Source organism: Shinella sp. Sh6, from assembly GCF_055392685.1.
Window position 1 is genome coordinate 201136 of record NZ_AP044007.1, and the last position, 17514, is coordinate 218649.

16 protein-coding genes are annotated in these 17514 nt (G+C 66.3%); 2 read left to right on the plus strand and 14 right to left on the minus strand.

Annotated features, from left to right (window positions below; genetic code table 11):
* Positions 1-12: 12 nt before the first annotated feature.
* The 6 genes from ACZ5TO_RS23125 to ACZ5TO_RS23150 form a co-directional block, all read right to left on the minus strand.
* Positions 13-678 carry an aspartate/glutamate racemase family protein gene (locus ACZ5TO_RS23125; RefSeq protein WP_464801019.1) on the minus strand — a complete coding sequence of 222 codons (666 nt, stop codon included), beginning with the start codon at positions 676-678 and terminating at the stop codon, positions 13-15.
* Between the two features lie 57 nt (positions 679-735).
* Entirely contained in the window at positions 736-1812 is a 1077-nt protein-coding gene (locus ACZ5TO_RS23130; RefSeq protein WP_184142423.1) for an ABC transporter ATP-binding protein, read from the minus strand.
* Positions 1805-3565: an ABC transporter permease gene (locus tag ACZ5TO_RS23135; protein ID WP_184142426.1), complete on the minus strand. Its 1761-nt coding sequence runs from the start codon at positions 3563-3565 to the stop codon at positions 1805-1807. The genes ACZ5TO_RS23130 and ACZ5TO_RS23135 overlap by 8 nt, the downstream gene beginning before the upstream one ends.
* Before the next feature lie 63 nt (positions 3566-3628).
* The gene (locus ACZ5TO_RS23140) at positions 3629-4735 is read right to left on the minus strand and encodes an ABC transporter substrate-binding protein (RefSeq protein WP_464801020.1); all 1107 of its coding nucleotides are present in this window, start codon (positions 4733-4735) and stop codon (positions 3629-3631) included.
* A 125-nt stretch (positions 4736-4860) separates the two neighbouring features.
* A complete protein-coding gene (locus ACZ5TO_RS23145; RefSeq protein WP_184142434.1) occupies positions 4861-5955 on the minus strand; it encodes an isocitrate/isopropylmalate dehydrogenase family protein in 1095 nt (364 codons plus the stop codon).
* Between the two features lie 87 nt (positions 5956-6042).
* Positions 6043-6969, minus strand: coding sequence for a GntR family transcriptional regulator (locus tag ACZ5TO_RS23150; RefSeq protein WP_464801021.1), 927 nt, complete (start codon positions 6967-6969; stop codon positions 6043-6045).
* 188 nt (positions 6970-7157) lie between these two features.
* Between ACZ5TO_RS23150 and acnA the strand changes: the two genes are divergently transcribed.
* Positions 7158-9767 (plus strand): aconitate hydratase AcnA, encoded by a 2610-nt coding sequence (gene acnA, locus ACZ5TO_RS23155; RefSeq protein WP_464801022.1) that lies wholly within the window; start codon positions 7158-7160, stop codon positions 9765-9767.
* A gap of 30 nt (positions 9768-9797) precedes the next feature.
* On the opposite strand, the gene ACZ5TO_RS23160 is transcribed toward acnA, so the two are convergent.
* The 7 genes from ACZ5TO_RS23160 to ACZ5TO_RS23190 all read right to left on the minus strand — a co-directional run bounded on the left by ACZ5TO_RS23160 (position 9798) and on the right by ACZ5TO_RS23190 (position 15235).
* Complete coding sequence (locus ACZ5TO_RS23160; protein ID WP_184142443.1) at positions 9798-10502, minus strand: SDR family oxidoreductase; 705 nt, start codon at positions 10500-10502, stop codon at positions 9798-9800.
* A 127-nt stretch (positions 10503-10629) separates the two neighbouring features.
* A complete protein-coding gene (locus ACZ5TO_RS23165) occupies positions 10630-11304 on the minus strand; it encodes a 4-carboxy-4-hydroxy-2-oxoadipate aldolase/oxaloacetate decarboxylase (RefSeq protein WP_464801023.1) in 675 nt (224 codons plus the stop codon).
* A 92-nt stretch (positions 11305-11396) separates the two neighbouring features.
* Positions 11397-12233, minus strand: a complete 837-nt coding sequence (locus ACZ5TO_RS23170) for an ABC transporter substrate-binding protein (RefSeq protein WP_184142450.1) — start codon at positions 12231-12233, stop codon at positions 11397-11399.
* A gap of 26 nt (positions 12234-12259) precedes the next feature.
* Positions 12260-13027, minus strand: a complete 768-nt coding sequence (locus ACZ5TO_RS23175; protein ID WP_464801024.1) for an amino acid ABC transporter ATP-binding protein — start codon at positions 13025-13027, stop codon at positions 12260-12262.
* A complete protein-coding gene (locus ACZ5TO_RS23180; RefSeq protein ID WP_184142456.1) occupies positions 13024-13782 on the minus strand; it encodes an amino acid ABC transporter permease in 759 nt (252 codons plus the stop codon). Before ACZ5TO_RS23180 ends, ACZ5TO_RS23175 begins: the two co-directional genes overlap by 4 nt.
* Entirely contained in the window at positions 13779-14486 is a 708-nt protein-coding gene (locus ACZ5TO_RS23185; RefSeq protein ID WP_464801025.1) for an amino acid ABC transporter permease, read from the minus strand. Before ACZ5TO_RS23185 ends, ACZ5TO_RS23180 begins: the two co-directional genes overlap by 4 nt.
* Positions 14483-15235, minus strand: coding sequence for an SDR family oxidoreductase (locus ACZ5TO_RS23190; protein WP_464801026.1), 753 nt, complete (start codon positions 15233-15235; stop codon positions 14483-14485). Before ACZ5TO_RS23190 ends, ACZ5TO_RS23185 begins: the two co-directional genes overlap by 4 nt.
* A gap of 149 nt (positions 15236-15384) precedes the next feature.
* Here ACZ5TO_RS23190 and nac point away from each other — a divergent pair, with 149 nt between their 5' ends.
* Positions 15385-16296 carry a nitrogen assimilation transcriptional regulator NAC gene (gene nac / locus ACZ5TO_RS23195; protein ID WP_464801027.1) on the plus strand — a complete coding sequence of 304 codons (912 nt, stop codon included), beginning with the start codon at positions 15385-15387 and terminating at the stop codon, positions 16294-16296.
* Here nac and ACZ5TO_RS23200 read toward each other — a convergent pair.
* Positions 16293-17495, minus strand: coding sequence for a pyridoxal phosphate-dependent aminotransferase (locus ACZ5TO_RS23200; protein ID WP_464801028.1), 1203 nt, complete (start codon positions 17493-17495; stop codon positions 16293-16295). The genes nac and ACZ5TO_RS23200 overlap by 4 nt on opposite strands.
* Between the last annotated feature and the right edge of the window lie 19 nt (positions 17496-17514).

Genomic DNA, 17514 nt, shown 5'->3' on the forward strand with positions numbered 1-17514 from the left:
CCCGAAAGAAGGTCAGGCCGCGCCGAGAAGGCGCTTCAGCTTGTCGATGGCCGCGCCCGGGCTCGACAGGACGGGGATGTCCGTCACCGCCCTGACGGCCGGCACCGCGCGCGCGGTGGAGAAATGGGCAAGGGCGATGCTGTCGAAGCCCTCGAGCCGGGCGGCGGCTTCGGCGACCAGCCGGTTGTGCGTTTCGGCGTCGCCGGCGCGCACCGCATCGATGGCGCCCTCGACAAGGACGCTCTCGATGATCGCGGCCGGGTCGATCCGTGCCGCCTCCTCCCGGAATTCCGCCTCCATCCCCTCGCGTGCCGGCGGGAAGGTGTAGAGCATCGCCGTCCGTCCGCCCTTGCGGATCGCCGCCTCGAACATCGCCTCGTTCGGTTTCAGGACCGGGATATCCACGGTCGCCGCCGCCGCCTCGATCGCCCGACCGAAGGCCGAGCAGGTGAAGAGCACGGCATCGCTGCCGATCTGCTTGCCGTAGTGCGCGAGCGCCGCGATCCGGGCGGCCAGCGCCTCGGTGATGTCGGCGCTTTTCGCCCGGTCGGGCGAAAGACTGTCTTCGAGCAGGTTGACGACATCCGCATCCGGCCAGGCATCCGCAAAGGCCAGCCTGATCGGCTCCATGGCGATCGGCGTCGCATGGATGAGGGTTATCCGGGGCTGTTTCGACATGTCAGTACCCTTGAAAGGGGCGCCCGCCGGGAGGAGCGGCGGCCGCCGGCGGCGGCTCTAGTGCTGGCCTGCCGAGAACACCCAGACGCTTTCCGAAGGAATGCGCGCCCAGACCGTGCCGGTCGAAAGCTGCCGGGCGCCATGGGCCCTGGCGACGAAATCGCCGCGGCTGAGGCGATATTCCCAGCGGTCGCCGAGATAGATGCTGTCGTCGAGGGTCATCTCCAGCCCGCCGGCTTCCGGCCGGTCGCTGACGCTGATCTGCTCGACGCGGATCACCGCCCGCGCATCCTCGGAGGCGGCAAGGCCAGCGGCCTCGCGCACCGTGCCGTCGAGGCTCCAGTTGTCGCCGCCGATGACGGTGCGGCTGCCGTCGACGGACCTGACCTTCGCCCTGACGATGTTGTTCGCCCCGAGGAAATCGGCCGAATAGAAGCTGTTCGGGTTGGAGTAGATCTCCTGCGGCCCGCCCTGCTGGACGATCCGGCCGTCCTGCAGGAGAAGGATGTTGTCGGCGGCGGCGAGCGCCTCGCTCTGGTCGTGCGTCACGAGGATGGCGCAGATTTCGAGGTCGAGGATCAGCTTGCGGATCCAGTAGCGCGCCTCCTCGCGCAGCTTCGCGTCGAGGTTGGACAGCGGCTCGTCGAGGAGGAGGACGCGCGGCTCGTAGACGAGCGCGCGGCAGATCGCGACGCGCTGCTGCTGGCCGCCGGAAAGCTGCGAGGGGAAGCGGTCGGCAAGGTGGCCGAGGCCCATGCGCTCCAGGATCGCCTGCACGCGCTTTTCGATGTCGGCGGCCGTGACGCCGCGCAGCTTGAGGCCGTAGCCGACGTTCTCCTTCACCGTCCGGTGCGGCCAGAGCGCGTAGGACTGGAAGACGAGGCCGATATTGCGCTGCTCGGGCGGCAGCGCGATCTTCTTCGCGCCGTCGAGCACCGTCTTGCCGCCGATGACGATCTCGCCGATTTCCGGCTGTTCGAGGCCGGCGACGCAGCGCAGCAGCGTGGTCTTGCCGCTGCCCGAGGCGCCGAGCAGGGCGACGATGGAGCCGCGCTCCGCCGTGAAGGACGCCCCTTTCAGGATCTGAAGACCGCCCAGCCACTTCTGGACATTGCTGACGACGAGTTCAGTCATGGATTTTTGCTCCCAAACGGAGGGCGAGTGCGAGGCCTGCGCCCGTCAAGACGATGCTGATGAGGGAAAGGGCGGCAATCGTGTTCATGGCGCCGGTCTGCAGCAGCGAGACCATGAGCGAGCCGATGACTTCCGTGCCCGCGCCCATGAGGTAGACGCCCGTGGCGTATTCGCGCAGGAAGATGATCATGATCAGCGCCCAGGCGCCGGCAAGGCCGGGCCGGATGATCGGGATCACCACGTCCTTCCAGGTGCGCCCGATGGTGGCGCCCGTGGTGCGGGCGGATTCCTCCAGCTCCGGCGCCACCTGGATGAGCGTGCCCTGGAGAAGCCGGAGGCCGTAGGAAAGGCCGACGACGAGATAGGCGACGAAGAGGCTGACCAGCGTCGGGCGCAGCGGCGTGAGCAACGGCACGAAGAGGAACACCCAGAAGAAGGCAAGGCCGACGACGAGGCCCGGAAGGGCACGCGGCAGGAGGACGATATAGTCCAGCACCGTGTTCGACAGGCCCCAGTTGCGGTGCCCGGCAAGGCCGACCATCAGGTAGATGGCGACCGCCGCGGCCCCGCCGACGACGGACAGGAGCACGGTGTTGACGATGCCGCGCACGAGACTCGGCACTTCGAGCATCCGATCGAAATTCGTGAAGGTGAGCTGGTCGAGAAGGTTGACGCCCTCGCCCCAGGCATCGACGAACGCCCGGACCGCGATGCCGCCGATGGGCAGGGCCACCGAGACGAAGAGCCAGAAGCCGATGATGGAAAGCGCGATGACCTGGCCGCTCGTGCCGAGCTTCAGCGTCGCCACGCGCGCGCCCTTGCCGCCCATCGCGGCATATTTGCGGGCGTTGCGCAGCAGCTTGCGCTGCATCCAGACGAGCGGCAGCGTGATGAGGATGAGCACCACGGCGACGACGGCCATGAGCTGGTAGGTCGGCGTGCCGAACAGCGTGGTGAGCTTGTAGATATAGGTGGTGAGCACCATGATGCCGTTCGGATCGCCGAGCACCAGCGGAATGCCGAAGGTCTCGAAGCCGAGCAGGATGTTGAGGGCGGCGGCGAAGATGAGCGCCGGCAGCACCATGGGCAGCGTCACGTCGCGCGAGACCTGCCAGATGGAGGCGCCGGTGGTGCGCGCGGCTTCCTCGAGATCCGACGGCAGGTTGCGCATGGCCGCCGAGACGTAGAGATAGACGTGCGGCACATGGCTGAGGCCGGCGATCAGGATCATGCCGGGCAGGCTGTAGATGTTCCACGGCACGAAGCCGACGAGGCCGCGGATGAAGAGCGAGACGAAACCCGTCGGGCCGACCGAGACCGTGTAGCCGAAGGCGAGCACGATGGAGGAGATGAACATCGGCACCAGCACGAGGATTTCGAGCAGGCGCTTGCCCTTGATGTCCGTGCGCGTGATCAGGAAGGCGAGCAGGCCGCCGAGCGGCACCGAAATGGCCACCATGCCGAAGGAGAAGATCGCCGTCGTGCCAAGCGCGCGGTAGAAGTTCTTGTCGGTGAAGACGTATTGGTATGCGTCGAAGCCGAACTTTGCGCGGGGGCTGAAGAACGCTGCCGTCAGGAAGCTCTGGTAGACGATGAGGCCGACGGGGGCGAGCACGGCGAGCGCGAGCAGGCCGATGACGATGCGCCGGTAGGCGCCGGCATTGCCGTGCCGCGGCATCTTCGCCGGATACTTCTTTTCGGCCGCCGCCTTGCTGAGCGCAATGGCAGCCGGTGCTTGGGTGTGGGTAGACATTCTTGCCTCTCGCAAACGGTGGCGGGATCGCGGCGCCGCGGGGACGCCGCGACCGGCTGGACATCAGCGGCCGAGGGCGGCTTTCCAATCGTTGAGGAACTGGACGCGCTTCATCTGGTCCATGTATTCCAGAACGCCCTCATCGACCGCGATCGGCTTCAGGCCGCCGCCGACGCGTTCGTTCAGCGTCTTGACGTTGAGGCCGGCGGTCACGTCCTCGCGCACGGACGGCAGGCCGCCTTCGGCGAGAAGCGACTGGCCTTCCTTCGACAGCATGAAGTCGACGAAGAGCTTGGCGGCGTTGGGGTGCGGCGCGTCCTTGGTGATCAGCGCGAGGCGCGAGAAGGCCGGCGTGTAGTCGGTGGCGAAGTGGACGCCGAGGTTCGGGCTTTCCTTCACCCAGTCGAGCGCATAGGAGCCGATGATGTTGATGGCGATGACGTTCTCGCCCGAGACCACCGTTTCCTTCATGCCGCCGGAGCTGGAATAGATCTTCGCGCCGTCATCGCCCATGGCCTTCGCCAGATCCCAGAAGTCGGAACGGTTGCGGGCGTCGTTCGAGTGATGCAGGAAGCCCGAGCCGCTCTTTTCCGGGTCGAAGGTCGCGACCTTGCCCTGAAGCTCGGCCTTGTTGTCCTTCAGGAAGGCGATCATGTCGGCATAGGTCTTCGGAAGCTTGTCCTCGGACAGCGCCTTGGTGTTGTAGATCACGCCGATCGGCTCGACGGTCGTGGCATAGAGCGTGTCCTTGTAGTTCGCCCAGGCCGGCAGGTTGGCGATTTCGGGCGAGGCGTATTCGCTTGCATAGCCGTCCTGGACCAGCGTCATCTGCAGGTCCATGGCCGAGCTCCACACGACGTCGGCCGTGGTCTGGCCGGCGGCGGCTTCCGAGATCACCTGGTTATAGGCGCCGTTCGTGCCGAGGTCGTTGTAGGCGATGGAAACGCCGTATTTCTTGGTGAAGGCATCCTGCAGCCTCTGCGACTGCGCGGCGTCCGTCGAGGTATAGATGGAAACGGTGCCCTCCTTCTTGGCCGCCGCGATCAGGTCGGCATAGCCGTCCGGATAGCCGGCGGGAGCCTCCTGCGCGAAGGCCTGAGCCGCGAAGGTCGTCATGATCGCGGTGGTGACCGCAAAGGCCGTCGAGCGGCCGGAAACATGCTTGTTCATCTTCTCATCTCCCAAAATGTGCCCGGCTCCAAAGCTCCTCCGGGCGGTTCCGCGAGGGCCACTCCTGCCCTCGCGCCTCCATGCCTGTACTTTGGCTTTTATTATTCCAAAGTACAAACCATTCATCAGGCGCTGGCGCGCTCGCGTGCGCCGTCGCCGCTGCGGACGGCCTTCGCGACGAGCGAGCCGAACGCATCCGTATTGGTGGTGCCGCCGAGGTCGCGCGTGCGCGTGGCGGGGTTGGCCAGAACCTCGTCCACCGCCCGCTCGATCTCCGCCCCGGCCGCCTCGAACTGCGGCAGGCCGCGCTGCTCGCCGAGCCAACTCAGCATCATCGCCGCCGACAGGATCAGCGACGTCGGGTTGGCGATGTTGCGGTTCTCGATGTCCGGCGCAGAGCCGTGCTGCGCCTGGGCGCAGACGAGGCCGGTCTCGGCATTGGCGTTGATCGACCCGGCAAGGCCGAGACTGCCGGAAAGCTCGCTGGCAAGGTCCGACAGGATGTCGGAATAGAAGTTCGTCGCCACGATCACGTCGAAGCGGGAGGGGTCGCGCACCAGATGGGCGGCCATCGCATCGATGATGAATTCGTTGAGCGTGACGTCGGGGAATTCGGCGGCGACCTTGCGCACTTCCTGCAGGAACAGGCCGTCCGTCAGGATGAAGTTGTTGGCCTTGTGGACCGCCGTCACCTTCCTGCCGCGCTTCATGGCAAGCAGGAAGGCCTGCCGCGCGATGCGTTCGCAGGCCGATGCCGTGATCTTGCGCACGGAGAGCGCGACGTCCGGCGTCGGCATGAATTCGCCCGTGCCGGCATACATGTTGCGGTCGGGATAGAAGCCTTCCGTCGCCTCGCGCATGATGACGAGGTCCATCGTCTTGGCATCGTTGAGGAACGGGCGCGAGCGTGCCGGACGGACGTTCGCGTAGAGGTCGAGCTTCACGCGGAAGCCGGCCGAGACGTTCACGCCGCCCTTGTCGCGGGCGGGGTAATCCATGTGGGACTGCGGCCCGAGGATGATGCCGTCGAAGGTGCGGGCCCGCTCGATCGTCTCGTCGCGCAGCGTCGTGCCGAACTTTGCAAGGCTCGTGAAGCCGGTGTCCTCGAAATGGTATTCGAGGCCCAGACCGAAGGCCGCATCCGCGGCTTTCAGAACCTCCATGGTTGCCGCGGTGATCTCCGGGCCGATCCCGTCACACGGCGTCACGAATATTTTCATCAGATAATCTCCCATGAGGCGGCAAGCGATGTCGCCGCTCTGCGTCACGGGCGGATTATTGGCTTTTTAAATCTTAAAATGCAATCACTATTTTTCGAGGCTGTCTTTTTCATGCGCCTGGTGCGACCAGGACCAGGTCACGGGCGACTTCTTGGAGAGCGCTCCGCCAAGGTGGCGGCGCATCGCATAGGAGGCCTCGACGACCTCGCCGCGTTCAAGAAGATCAAGGATTTCGAGATGTTCCTGGCATTGCCGGACGGTGCGGCTGCGGTCGACGCGGGAGCGGTATTCCAGAAGGCGCCGCATGCGGTTCACCCGGACGAGGGAGATGTGGAAAAACGGGTTGTTCGACATCTTGATGAGCTCCTCGTGGAAGAGCGCGCCATTGTGCAGGAGGCGTTCGGCCGGCAGGCGCTCGATATCCGTGTCCAGCATCCGCAACTGCGTGCGGCGCTGCTCCTCGATGATCTTGCGGTCGAGCGCGAATTCCGGCTCCAGCATCGCGGCGGGCTCGATCAGCATGCGGAAACGATAGATCTGCTCGAAGGCCTGCGGCGTCTTGGCAACCGGCAGGAAGCGCCAGCCGTAGCCCTGCTTGCGCTCGGCCCAGCCTTCGCGCGAGGCGCGCATCAGCACGTCGTTGACCTGCGACTTGGTCAGCCCGTAGCGCTCGCGTAGCGTCTGCTCGGTCACCTCCGCCGGAATGCGGTCGGTCAGCCAGTCCTCGGCAAGGCGCTGGTAGTCGTTGGCGACCTCGAAGGGCTCGGCATCCTCGCGCACCCGCTCGACGATGGCGCCCGGCGCTTCCTTGACGAAGAAGCCGCGGTTCTCCTTCTGCTCCAGAAGCCCCTGCCCGGCCAGCATGTCCATCGCCTCGCGCACGGGAGAGCGCGAGACGCCGAAGCGGTCGGCGAGTTGCTGTGTCTTCAGGTGCTCGCCGACGCCGAGCTCCCCGGAGGTCACGAGCAACGTGATTTCATTGGCGATGGTCTGTGCCAGTTGGCTGGAACGCATGTCGGTTCATCCCGGATCGTGAGGCTGGTCGGCGCGCGACGATATTTCACGCGGCGGGCGAAGGAAACCTTCCCTCCGCCATTTTTGCATATCGATCCAGCAAAAAAGCCAATTACCGGGTCGAAATGGATTGACTTCCGCATAAATGTGGATTTTTAGATTTAAAAAAGCAATATGGAGCGACCGACATGGCCTTGCGCATCCCGACGGAAGACGGAGCATTGAACGCGGTCGATCTCGAAGCGGACTTCGGGGCCGACTTCCGGCGCCTTCCCTGGGTGCTGCGCATCCTCCTCGAAAACGTTTCGCGCAGGGACCCGGCCCGGCTGGAGGCGGCCGCGGCGGCCCTGCGCGCATGGCTCGATAGCGGCACGAGCGAGGCGGAGATCGCCTTCCACCCCTCCCGCGTGCTGATGCACGACACGACCTGCGTGCCCGCTCTCGTCGACATCGCCGCCATGCGCGACGCGATTGCCGAGGCGGGGGGCGATCCGTCCGGCCTCAGCCCGGTCCTTCCCGTCGACGTCTCGGTCGACCATAGCGTGGCGGTCGACCGCTATGGCGGATCGGACGCCCGCAGCTTCAACATGCGCCGGGAGATGGACCGCAACAGCGAGCGCTACCGCCTGATGAAATGGGCGACGACGGCGCTGCCGGGCGTGAAGGTCCATCCGCCGGGCACCGGCATCATGCACACGATCAACCTCGAACAGCTCGCGACCGTCATCACCATCGAGGAGCGCGACGGCGAGAGATGGGCCGTTCCCGACACGCTGATCGGCACCGACAGCCATACGCCGATGATCAACGGCATCAGCGTCCTCGCCTGGGGCGTCGGCGGCCTCGAAGCCGAAAGCGTGTTCTTCGGCTTTCCGGTCACGCTGCGCATTCCCGATGTCGTCGGCGTGCGCCTGACGGGCCGGCTTGCGCCGGGCGTCCTTTCGACCGACCTTGCGCTGGAGGTCACCCATCTCCTGCGCCGCCACGGCATATCCGGGGAATTCGTCGAATTCTTCGGCGACGGCGTTTCGACGCTGACCGGGGGCGACCGGGCGGTCGTCGCCAACATGGCGCCGGAATACGGCGCCTCGACCGGCTATTTCCCCATCGATGCGCAGACGATCGCCTATCTTCGTCAGACGGGCCGGCCGGAAAGCCATTGCCGGTTCGTCGAGACGGCGGCCCGGCGGATCGGCCTCTGGTTCGATCCGGCCGCAGCGCCGCGCTACAGCCGCGTCGTCGATCTCGATCTTTCCACCGTCGATCCGCTGATGGCCGGCCCGCGCCGGCCGCAGGACAAGCTGCCGCTGCGCGCGGCCGCACAGGCGCTTCAAGAGGCCTGCGGCCATGCGTTCGGGGAGAACGGCGCGGCGATCCCCGACGGGGCGATCGCCATTGCCGCCGTCACGAGCTGCACCAACACCTCCGACCGCCGGCTTCTGGCCGCAGCCGGCCTCGTCGCGCGCAAGGCGGTAAAACTCGGCCTGCGCCCGCCCTTCTGGGTGAAGACATCGCTTGCTCCCGGCTCGCCGTCGGCCGCGCTCTTTCTCGAACGGAGCGGATTGCTTTCGGACCTGGAGGCGGTAGGCTTCGGCATCGTCGGCAACGGCTGCACCACCTGCATCGGAAATTCCGGCCCCCTCCAGCCCGACATGGCCGCGGCGATTGCGGAAGGCACGGTCGCGGCCGCGCTGCTTTCCGGCAACCGCAACTTTCCCGGCCGGGTGCATCCGAGCCTCCAGTTCGGCTTCCTGACCTCGCCGCCGCATGTCGTCGCGCTCTCCCTTCTCGGGAAATTCGTGCCTGACCCGATGGATACCGAGGTCGCGCGAACGGCGGAGGGAAAGGTCGTGCGCCTATGCGACCTGATGCCAGCGGGTGAAGAGATCGACGCCATGCTGTGGCAATATTCCGACCCTGCGGATTTCAAGAGCGCCTTCCGCGAGGCTGCAGGGAATGCGGCCTGGCACGCCCTTTCCGCACCGTCCGCGCCGACATTCCCATGGGACGAGGCCTCGACCTATCTGCGGCGCCCGCCCTTCGCCGTGGCCGGCCTGCCGAGCCGCCTGGGGCGCTATACCGCCCATCCCCTGCTTGTGCTCGGCGACGACATGACCACCGACCATATTTCCCCGGCCGGCCAGATCGCGGCGGAAAGCCATGCGGGCCGCCATCTCGTCGCCGCCGGCGACCCGGCGAACGACCTCAATGTCTTCGCCGCCCGCCGCGGCAACTGGCGGGCCATGGTACACGGCCTCTTCGACAACCGCACGGCGGCCAATCTCCTGTGCGGCGGGCGCCCCGCTTCCACGACGGTTCATGCCCCGACGCTTCAAGAGGCGCCGCTCTGGGAGGTCGCCGAGCGCTATCGTGCGGAAGGCCGGTCCGTCGTGATCCTCGCCGGCGAGCGCTACGGCACCGGCTCGTCGCGCGACTGGGCCGCCAAGGGCGTGGCGCTGCTCGGCGTGCGGGCCGTCATCGCCGCGAGCTTCGAGCGGATCCACCGCACCAATCTCATCGGCATGGGCATCCTGCCCGTCGTCCTCGATCCGCGCCTGAGACAGTCCCTCTCGGCGCAGGACCGCATCGAGATCGACGCCACGGATATCCGTCCCCGCTGCTACGTGCCGCTCATCCTGCACCGCGCCTCCGACGAGACCATAGCCATGACCGGCCGGGCGGCCGTGGAGACCGAGCAGGAGGTGGAGACGCTTCTGGCGGGCGGCATGATCCCTCAGATCCTCGCCCGCCATCTCCCGGGCAAGGCCCCGGAACGGAAAACGGCGGCCCGCCCGTAGGAGGCCGCCGCTTTCCTTCGTCGTCCGGCATCAGATCGCGCGGGTTATCCCGCCGTCGACGCGGATGTTCTGCCCCGTGATGTAGGCGGCGCCGTCGGACGCAAGGAACGAGACGGTCGCGGCGATCTCCTCGCTCGTGCCGTAGCGCTTCATCGGCACGCCATCGCGCCGTTCCTCCGTCGCCGGCAGGCTGTCGATCCAGCCCGGCAGCACGTTGTTCATGCGGATATTGTCGGCCGCATAGGTATCCGCGAAGATCTTCGTGAAGGCGGCAAGCCCCGCACGCGCGACGGCCGAGGTCGGGAACATCGAGCTCGGCTCGAAGGCCCAGGCGGTCGAGATGTTGATGACGACGCCGGACTTCTGCTTCTGCATGACCGGCGTCACGAGACGCGTCGGGCGCACGGCATTGAGGAAATAGACCTCGATGCCCATGTGCCAGTCCTCGTCCGTCAGGTCGAGGATCGGCTTGCGCGGGCCGTGCCCGGCGCTGTTGACCAGCACGTCGATGCGGCCCCAGCGGTCGAGCGCGCCGTCGACGAGCCGCTTCAGGTCGTCGTTGGACTGGTTGGAGCCGGTGACGCCGAAGCCGCCGGTCTCGGCCGCCAGCGCCTCGCCCTTGCCGGAGGAGGAGAGGACCGCGATCCTGAAGCCGTCCGCCGCCAGCCGCCGTGCGGCCGCCGCACCCATGCCGCTGCCGCCCGCGGTGATCAATGCGACCTTCTGCCCTGTCATGGAATATCCTTTCACTCTCTGATTGGCTGGCGCCATTCTGGCACGGCCGGGTCCCTCGCGGCCATACAGAAATGCACGCCTCTCCCCTTGGAAAGCGATCGGATATCGGCACCCTTCGCGCCGTGGCCTATGCCTCGACAGTCAGGCCCTTGGCCTTCAGCACGGCTTCGAGCTTGCTGACCTCGACGACCGACTTGCCCTCCTTGTAGGCGGCGATGTAGCCGGCTTCGGCATCCTCGCGGGCCTGCGAGAGCGCGGCCACCTCGAGCGCTTCCTCCCGCCGCACGACGACGAGGCCGTCGGCATCGCCGACGATGATGTCGCCGGGATGGACGAGTTCGCCGCCGATGACGATCGGGTCGTTGGTGGAGGTCAGCGTCTCCTTGACGGTGCCCTTGATCGAGACGCTGAGCGAGAAGACGGGAAAGCCGAGTTCGCGCAGCTGCATCGTGTCGCGCACGCCGCTGTCGGTCACGAGGCCGCCGATGCCCTTGGCAAGGCAGGCATTGGCGAGCACGTCGCCGAAGGAGCCGGCCTCCTCGTATTCGCCGGCCGAGACGACGATGATGTCGCCGGGCTCGGCATAATTGATCGCAAGCTGCAGCATGATGTTGTCGCGCGGTGCGCAACGCACCGTGAAGGCCGGGCCGCACAGCTTCATGCGGTAGTCGACCGGCTTGATGCGCGAGGAGAGCGCGCCGCGGCGGCCCTGCGCCTCATGGATGGTCGCCGGCGAGAATTTGGCAAGCGCCTCGACCTCGGCGGCGGAGGGGCGGACGGACATTTTCTTGATATGCGTCATGATTTTTCCCACGGGTGATCGTTGCGGCGGACATGCCGCCCGCCGCTCTTGTGTTCGGTCCATTGCGGAAAGGGGCCGCCCGGCCCCGGGGCTCAGGGGATTTCGTCGAACTTCAGTTCCGACAGCGGCACGACCTTGTCGGTGCGGCTCATGTTGTATTCGGTGTTCGGGCCGAGCCACTTGTCCCAGATCTTGTTGAGCTCGCCGCTTTCGTCGAGCTGGCGCAGCACCTCGTTGATCTTGGCCGTCAGCTTCGGCTGGTCCTTCGCCATGCCGACGCCGATCGGCTGGAACAGCATGGGCTCGGGGATCATCCGCATCTCGCGGCCGCGGGTCTTGGATTCGTTGACCAGCTTGGTCGTCGTCATCGTGTTGGCGACCATGCCGCGCGCCTTGCCTTGCTGAGCGGCGAGATAGGCCGAGGCCGTATCCTGGAAGGTCAGCGGCTCGGACTTGTTGAGCTTGATCGACATTTCCGAGGTCGAGCCCTTGGTGGAGGCGATGCGCTGGCCGACATAATCGGCCTTCGACTTGCCGGGATCGTCGGCCGGCACGATCAGCATTTCCTTGGCGAGATAGTAGGGATCGCTGAACTGGATCTGCTCGGCGCGGCTCTTCGTATAGGCAAGGTTGGCGACGGTGATGTCGACGCGGCCGAGCTTGACCTCCGGCACGCGGGCCTCGACGGACACCGGCTTGATCTCCGCCTTGACGCCGAGGGCGTTGGCGATGGCGCCGCACAGGTCGACGTCGAAGCCGACCATTTCACGCGTCTGCGGATCGGGCGCGGCGAACGGCGGCACGTCCGCGAAGGTCGCGCAGCGCAGCGTCTTGTTGGCGATGATGTCGTCGAGCTGGTCGGCCCATGCCGGCCCGGCAAGGGCGACGGTGGCGACGCTCGCCGCGAGGATGAGATGATGGCACTTCATTGGCTGTTCTCCTTCGTTGCTTGGTATTAGTGGCGCAGGTCCGACAGGAAGCGCTGCGCGCGGGGATGCCTCGGGTTCGTGAAGAATTCCTCGGGCGTCGCCGTTTCGATGATCTCGCCGCCGTCGATGAACCAGATGCGGTCCGCCACATCGCGGGCAAAGCCCATTTCGTGCGTGACGCACATCATGGTCATGCCCTCGGCGGCCAGGGACTTCATAACACTCAGCACCTCGCCGACCATTTCCGGGTCGAGCGCGCTGGTCGGCTCGTCGAAGAGCATGACGGGCGGCTCCATGGCGAGCGCACGGGCGATGGCCACGCGCTGCTGCTGGCCGCCGGAAAGCTGGGCGGGATAGGAATTGGCCTTTTCGCGAAGGCCGACCCGGTCGAGCAGCTTCAGCGCCTTCTCGTGCGCCTCGGCGGCCGGAACGCCCTTCACGCGGATCGGCGACATGGCGACGTTCTCCACTGCCGACAGGTGCGGGAAGAGGTTGAAGCTCTGGAAGACGAAGCCGATGCGGCTGCGCAGGCGGTTCAGCTCCCGGCCGCTCATCGCGGCGTGGACGTCCTGGCCCTCGAAGAAGATCGAGCCGCTGTTGATCTCCTCCAGCCGGTTGACGGTGCGGATGAGGGTGGACTTGCCGGAGCCCGACGGGCCGCAGATGACGACGACCTCGCCGCGCGAGACCGTGGCGTCGATGCCCTTGAGGACGGCGAATTCGCCATAGCTCTTGCGGACGTCGGCAAGCCGGATCGTCTGATCCTGCGCGGGGGCGGATGCTGAAGCGGTCATGGCTGCTCCGTGGCGTTGCGTGTCAGGGAAACCGGAAGCGGGCGCTTCGGGGCGAGGAGGCCGGCACGGCGGCGGGTGATGCGCCGTTCGACGACATTGGTGAGCGCGGTCAGCGACCAGCAGATCACGTAGTAGGTGAGCGCCAGGATGAGGAAGACCTGGAAGGGCTGGGTGAGGAGCTGGTTGTTGACCTGGCTCGCCGCGAAGGTGAGGTCCGGCACGTTGATGACATAGCCGAGCGTCGTGTCCTTGATGGTCGCGACGAAGGTCGACAGCATGCTCGGGATCATGTTGTAGAGCGCCTGCGGCAGGATGACGTAGCGCATGGCGCCGAACCAGCCGTGGCCGAGCGCCCGTGCCGCATCCATCTGCCCCTGCCCGAGCGCCACGATGCCGGCGCGGATGATCTCGCTGAGGAACGCCCCCTGGTAGACGACGAGGGTGGCGAGCATGGTGAAGAAGCTCGGCACGTCGGCGCCCGTCAGAAGCGGCACGAGGAAATAGCTCCACAGCACCAGCATGAGCAGCGGCACGCCGCGCGTCACATAGACCAGCACCGTCACCGGCCAGCGCAGCGCCCGGTATTTCGAAAGGCGCGCGAAGGCGAGCAGGATGGCGAAGGGAAAGGCGATCGCGATGCTGAGCGCCGACAGGATCAGCGTGTTGGCGAGGCCGCCGAGCGGGCCGTTCGGATATTGCCCGATGAGCAGCAGCAGCCAGTATTCGCGGACGATGTCGATCATGTCGTGGATCATCGGCCCGCTCCGTTCACCGGATCGGCGCGCCAGGTGAGCCAGGCGCCGGCGCCCATGATCACCAGCGAGAAGACGAGGTAGAGCACCGTGCCGACCAGATAGATCTCGAAGGTGCGGAAGGAGAGGTTCTCGATCTCCTTGATCGCATGGCTGAGCTCCGGCGCGCCGATGACGATGGCAAGGCTCGAATTCTTGAACAGCGAGACGGAATGGTTGACGAGCGCCGGCAGCGCATTGCGCACGCCCTGCGGCACCAGCACGAAGCGCATGGCCGAGATATAGCCGTGGCCGAGCGCCCGCGCCGCCTCGAGCTGGCCCGGATTGACGGAGCGGAGGCCCGAGCGCAGGTCCTCGCTGAAATAGGCCGCCTGGCAGAGGCCGAGGCCGAGGACGGCGAAGATCATCTCCGCCGAATGGGCCGAGAGCCAGTCGGAAACGCCCATGGGCAGGATCGTGTAGATGCCGAAATACCAGAGCATCAACTGCACGAGGGTCGGCACGTTGCGGTGATAGGAGACATAGGCCGCCACGACCGGATTGCCGATGCGCCCCGGCGAGAAGCGGATGGCGAGCAAGAGCACCGCAAGGCTCATCGCCAGCAGCCAGGAGCAGATCGCGATGACGAAGGTCATCTCGATGCCGTGGACCAGCATGGCCATGTATTCGGGATTGCCGAGGATGGCGGTGAGGTCGAAGCCCTTCACGGCTGCCGCTCCTGCGGACGGGCCGTCTGGAGCCCGCCCATCACCTGGAGCGTCGGGGTGATTTCCATGTGACCTATATTGACGGCGACGGGCGCGGCGATGGCAAATGCGATGGCATCGGCGATGTCGGAGGCCTGCGGCAGCTCGAAGCCGTCGATGAAGCGCTCGCGGATCGACGGATCGTCGCCGTGGACATGATTGAAGATGTCGGTCGCGACCCGGCCGGGGCAGACTTCCGTCACCCGCACGCGCCTGCCGAACGTATCGATGCGCAGCTGGTTGGAGAGCATGGCGACGCCGGCCTTGGTGGCGTGGTAGGTGGAGTTGCCGCCGAAATTGTAGTTGCCGGCGATCGAGGTGATGTTGATCACATGGCCGCGGTCGCGCGCCGCCATGCCGGGCACGACGAGCCGGCAGAGGTGGAGGACGGCGCGCAGGTTGACGTCGACGAGGAGGTCGATGTCGCCATCCTCCGCCTCCAGGAATTTCTTCGGCCGGTCGACGCCGGCATTGTTGATAAGGATGTCGAACGCCACCTCGCCGCAAAGCCTTGCGAGCGCGGCGCGGTCGGTGACGTCGATGGCGTGGGCAATGCAGCCCGTGCGCTTTGCAAGCGCGTCGAGCGCCCCGGCGCTGCGGGCGACGGCATGGACTTCAAGGCCCTCGCGGCGAAGCCGCTCGACGACCGCAGCACCGATCCCGGAGGATGCGCCCGTCACGAGGGCGGTTCTGTAATCGGAAAAGGACATTGAGGTTCCCCTGTTGTTGAAAGAGAGAGTAGCGAAGGTTTCCGGCTCTGGATAAGACCGTTTGAATCTGGATGGATAAGGATGCCTTATGGGGTTGCCGCCGCCTGCCCGCCCTGTAACATGCCGTTCAAAAAGGGCAGGCTGGGCATATGGATATCAGGCGTCTCAAATCCTTCATCGTCATCGTCGATACCGGCAGCATCACCCGCGCCGCGGACGTGCTGCACATCGCCCAGCCGGCGCTCAGCCAGCAGCTTGCCGCGCTGGAGGATCATTTCCGGCAGAAGCTCCTGATCCGCAGCCAGCAGGGCGTCTCTATGACGGAGGCGGGCAAGGCGGTCTATCGCCACGCCCAGATCATCCTGCGCCAGATGGAGCAGGCGCAGGCCGACGTGACGGCCGCGGGCTCCACGCTGGTCGGGCGCGTCTCGGTCGGCCTCGTACCCTTTTCGAGCGCGGCGACGCTTTCCGTCGATCTTCTCACCGAAACGCGCAAGCGTCATCCCGGCATCCTCCTCCACCTCACCGAAAGCGTCGGCCAGACCTATAGCCAGATGATCATGAACGGCCGGCTGGAAATGGCGTTGATCCACGGCACCGGGCCGATCAAGGGCGTGCGCTTCGAGCCGGTCTTCACGGAAGAATTCCACCTGGTCGCCCACCGGGACTTCGGCATCGAGCCGGGCGATGCGCCGCTGCCGGTCGGCGCTCTCAACGACCTGCCGCTCCTCCTGCCGCCGCCCTACAATTTCGTGCGCCGCGCCATCGACCTCGCCTTCACGCGCGGCCGGCTCTCGCTGAACGTCGTGGCCGAGGTCGAGATCGTCCGCACGCTCGGGCGGGCCGTCAGCCGCGGCGTCGGCGCGACCATCATGCCCCGCGCCATCGCGGAGCGCATCGTCGCGGAGACCTCGGAACCCATCGTCTCGCGCGTCGTCACGCCGCGCATCGAGGAGACGCTGTCGCTGTGCGTTTCCGACCAGAGCGAGCTTTCCGAGCCGGCGCTGGCGGTGCGGTCGATCCTGATGGAACTGACCGCCCGCCTCAAGGGCGAGGGTTAACGCAGCCCCGCGCAGAATTCGGCGATGCGCCCGCAGGCCTCGTCGAGCTGCTCCATGCTCGTCGCATAGGAGATGCGGAAGAACGGGCTCATGCCGTAGGCCGCGCCCTGCACGGTCGTGACATGATGCTCGTCGAGCAGCGCCAGGACGAAATCCGTGTCGGTCTCGATCTTCCGCCCGCCCCTGCTGGTCCGGCCGATGAGCCCGGCGATGTTCGGGAAGACATAGAAGGCGCCTTCCGGCTTGTGGCAGCGGATGCCCTCGATCTCGCCGAGCCGATCCACGACGAAGTCGCGCCGCTTGCGGTAGATCGCCGCCCGCTCCTTCAGGAGGTCCTGCGGCCCGTCGAGCACGGCGGCGACGGCGGCCTGGGTGATGGTCGAGGTGCCGCCGCTGTTCTGGCCGTTGACGTTGCTGATCGCCTTGACGAGGTCCTTCGGCCCGCCGCAGAAGCCGAGGCGCCAGCCGGTCATCGCATAGGCCTTGGAGGCGCCGTTGACGGTCAGCACCCGGTCCTTCAGGCGCGGCTCCACCTCGGCGATGGTGCAGAATTCGAAGCCGTCGTAGATCAGGTGTTCGTACATGTCGTCGGTCATGATCCAGACATGCGGGTGCTTCAGCATCACCTCGGCGATGGCCTTCATCTCGGCGCGCGAGCAGGCCGCGCCCGTCGGGTTGTTCGGGAAATTGAGGAAGAGCCATTTGGTGCGCGGGGTGATCGCCGCATCGAGGTCTTCCGCCCTCAGCTTGAAGCCGTTCTGCTGCGGGCAGGCGACCGGCACCGGCACGGCGCCGGCGAACTTCACGATATCCGCATAGCTGATCCAGGATGGAGCGGGGACGACGACCTCGTCGCCCGGATTGCAGGTGGCGAGCACGGCATCGAAGATGATCTGCTTGCCGCCGCCGGCAACGATGATCTCGGAGGGATCGTAGTCGAGATTGTTGTCGCGCTTGAATTTGCGGGAGATGGCCTGCCGCAGGGCCGGCGTGCCGTCGAGCGGCGGATATTTCGTATCGCCGGCAAGGGCGGCGGCATGGGCCGCCTCGATGGCGTTGGCGGGGGTCGCGAAATCCGGCTCGCCGGAGGAAAGGCTGATGACCCTGATGCCTTTGGCCGCAAGGTCGCGGGCACGCTGGGTCATGGCGGCGGAGGCGGAGACGGAGACGTTCTTCAGGCGGTCGGCAATGGCGGGCATGGTCGTTGCTTTCGATGGA